The organism is Actinophytocola sp., assembly GCF_036402745.1.
In the GTDB taxonomy this organism is placed as follows: domain Bacteria; phylum Actinomycetota; class Actinomycetes; order Mycobacteriales; family Pseudonocardiaceae; genus Actinophytocola.
Genome location: NZ_DASWSJ010000411.1, coordinates 1 through 3,079 on the forward strand (window position 1 = coordinate 1; position 3,079 = coordinate 3,079).

Genomic DNA, 3,079 nt, shown 5'->3' on the forward strand with positions numbered 1-3,079 from the left:
ACCGGCAGTCCGGGCCGAACCTGCTCACCTACGGCACCGAGAAGCAGCGCCAGGAGCTCCTGCCGCGCATCGCCGCGGGCGAGTGCTTCTTCGTCATCGGGATGAGCGAGCCGGACTCCGGCTCTGACCTCGCCTCGATCCGCACGAAGGCCACCCGCAACGCCGACGGTGACTGGGTGGTCAACGGCGCCAAGGTCTGGACGTCGAACGCGCACCACTCCCACTACGGGATCGTGCTGGTGCGCACCGCGCCGCAGGACCCGGCCAACCGGCACGCCGGCATGTCGCAGCTGTTGGTCGACCTGTCGCTGCCGGGTATCACGATCAACCCGATCCGCATCCTCGACGGCGGCCACCACTTCAACGAGGTGGTGTTCCAGGACGTCGTCGTCCCCGGCGACATGCTGCTCGGCGAGGAGGGCAACGGCTGGCACCAGGTGACCGCCGAACTGGCCTTCGAGCGGTCGGGCCCGGAGCGCTTCCTGTCGACATATCCACTTGTCGCCGAATTCGGCCGGCGCGTGGCGGAGACCGGAGACCCGGCCGCTGTGGCAACGCTGGGCCGGATCTCCGCGCGCATCCTCGCGCTGCGGCAGATGTCGCTGCGGATCGCGGCGGCGCTGGACCGTGGGGAGCTGCCGAACATCCCGGCGGCGCTGGTGAAGGACGTGGGGACGACGTTCGAGGGTGACGTGATCGAGGAGATCCGGAAGGTGGTCGACGTGACGCCGTCCCTGGACTCGCCCGACCCGCTCGGCCGGGCGCTCGCCGAGGCACAGCTGCACGCGCCGGGGTACACGCTGCGCGGCGGGACCAACGAGATCCTTCGCGGGATCGTGGCGCGGGGGCTGGGACTGCGATGAGTGATCAGGACCTGGTGGTCGAGACCGTCCGGGACATCCTCTCCGGCTTCGAGCCGTTCGTGCTGACGGCCGAGCGGCGGTGGGACGCCGGGCTCTGGTCGGCGCTGGCCGACGCGGGGCTGACCGGTGTCGGACTGCCCGAGGAGGCCGGCGGGTCGGGCGGTGAGCTGGCCGACGCGGTGGCGATCGTGCGCACCCTGGCCGCCGGTGCCGCCGCGGTGCCGGTCGCCGAGCAGCTGCTGGTGGCCGGTCCGGCGATCGTGGCCGCGGAGCTGACGCTGCCCTCGCCGGAGGAGCCGCTGACGTTCGCCGTCGCCGACGCGGTGACCGCGCAGGCGTCCGACGACGGGGACGGTCCCGGCCGGTTCAGCCTGACCGGAACGGCGACCGACGTCGCGTGGGCCGGGGCGGCGCAGCACGTGGCCGTCCTCGCCACGAGCGCCGTCGGACCGGTGCTGGCACTGGTCGCCGTCGGTGACCTTCCGGCCAGCGACGCGTTCAACCTGGCGGGCGAGCCGCGCGGCTCGCTGGTGCTCGACGGGGTCGCCGCGACCGGTGCGCTGCTGACCGACGCGCAGGCCCAGGAACTGCGGGCCCGGTACGCGCTCGCGCGGGCCGTGCAGTTGGCCGCGGCGCTGGAGCAGGTGCTCGCGTGGACGGTGCAGTACGCGGGGGAACGGCAGCAGTTCGGCCGGCCGCTGGGCAAGTTCCAGGCGATCCAGATGGAGCTGGCCGAGATGGCCGGCGAGGTGACCGCGGTGACCGCGCTGACCGACGCCGCCGTCCAGGCCGTCGAGCGGGGCGAGAACGTCGTCCTTGCCGCCGCGGCGGCGAAGGTGCGGGCCGGGGCGGCCGTCGAGGTCGTCGCCCGGCTGGCCCACCAGGTGCACGGGGCGATCGGCTTCACGCAGGAGCACAAGCTGCACCATCTGACCCGGCGGCTGTGGTCGTGGCGCGACGAGGCCGGCAGCGAGCTCGCCTGGTCGCGGGTGCTCGGCGCCGGTGTGCTCGCCGACGGTCCGGAAGGGCTCTGGCCCGCACTGACCCGCGTCGTCTGATCCATCCATCACTGCGGGCCGGCAGTCCCTGCCGTCCCGCTCGTCCGAAAGGCATGTCGTGGCTGCTGGTTCTGGTGAGGTCCTCCTCGAGGTGGACGGCGGTGTCGCGATCGTGACGCTGAACGCCCCGGATCGGCGCAACGCGCTGACGCCGACGATGGCCGACGAACTGATCGCGACGTTCGACGAGGTGGACGCCAGGCCGGAGGTCGGCGCGTTGGTCGTCCGGGCGGTCGGGAAGTCGTTCTGCGCGGGCGGCGACATCGCGACCCTGACTGCGGCCGGCAAGGACCCGGCGGCGCCGGAGACCTATGACGGCATGGGGCGGATCTACGACTCCTTCTACCGGCTCGGCCAGGTACGCGTTCCGACGGTGGCCGCTGTCCGCGGTTCAGCGGTGGGCGCCGGCATGAACATGCTGCTGGCGACGGACCTCCGGATCGTGGCGCGGGACGCCCGTCTGCTGTGCGGGTTCCTCAAGCGGGGCATGCACCCCGGTGGCGGGCACTTCGTGCTCCTGTCGAGGCTGATCGGCCGCGAGGCGGCGGCGGCGATGGCGCTGTTCGGCGAGGAGATCAACGGCTCGCGCGCCGTCGAGCTCGGCCTGGCCTGGGAGTCGGTGGACGACGCCGCGGTCGAGGATCGGGCGCTGGAGCTGGCCGCTCGCGTGGCTGCCGACCCGGAGCTGGCGCGGGTGGCGGTCGGCAACTTCCGCAAGGAGACGGTGACTCCGGTCAGCTGGGAGATCGCCACCCAGTTCGAGCGCCCCTCCCAGATGTGGTCGATGCGCCGGTCGGCCGGGTAACTGCCCGTTGTAGCGTCCGGAGCCGGTCGACCACGGATTCCCTGAGCGTTCGGAGGCGGTCATGCGGTACCGGAAGCTGGGCCGTACCGGTCTGGACGTCTCGCCCATCTGCCTGGGGTGCATGAGCTTCGGCGATCCCGCCCGCGGCGGGCACCCGTGGTCGCTGGACGAGGAGCGCAGCCGGCCGCTGATCCGCCGGGCACTCGAGGCCGGGATCAACTTCTTCGACACCGCGAACGTCTACTCCGACGGGTCGAGCGAGGAGATCGTCGGCCGTGCGCTGGCGGAGTTCGCGAACCGCGACGAGGTCGTCATCGCGACGAAGGTGCACGGCGTGATGCGGCCGGGTCCGA

Annotated in this window: 4 protein-coding genes; all 4 read left to right on the top strand. The window is 72.5% G+C overall.

Annotation, left to right across the window (positions count from 1 at the left end):
* The coding region (locus VGD70_RS36100) for an acyl-CoA dehydrogenase family protein (protein ID WP_331089529.1) at positions 1 to 863 on the top strand (863 nt) is incomplete at its 5' end.
* Positions 860 to 1,921 carry an acyl-CoA dehydrogenase family protein gene (locus VGD70_RS36105; RefSeq protein WP_331089531.1) on the top strand — a complete coding sequence of 354 codons (1,062 nt, stop codon included), beginning with the start codon at positions 860 to 862 and terminating at the stop codon, positions 1,919 to 1,921. The genes VGD70_RS36100 and VGD70_RS36105, both read left to right, overlap by 4 nt.
* A gap of 58 nt (positions 1,922 to 1,979) precedes the next feature.
* The gene (locus tag VGD70_RS36110; RefSeq protein WP_331089533.1) at positions 1,980 to 2,726 is read left to right on the top strand and encodes an enoyl-CoA hydratase/isomerase family protein; all 747 of its coding nucleotides are present in this window, start codon (positions 1,980 to 1,982) and stop codon (positions 2,724 to 2,726) included.
* A 61-nt stretch (positions 2,727 to 2,787) separates the two neighbouring features.
* Positions 2,788 to 3,079, top strand: a 292-nt coding sequence (locus VGD70_RS36115) for an aldo/keto reductase (RefSeq protein ID WP_331089535.1), incomplete at its 3' end; no start/stop codon positions are given.

Bases quoted from the DNA above. Each gene is read 5' to 3' on its own strand.
- VGD70_RS36105 (WP_331089531.1), top strand. From the start codon at position 860: ATGAGTGATCAGGACCTGGTGGTCGAGACCGTCCGGGACATCCTCTCC.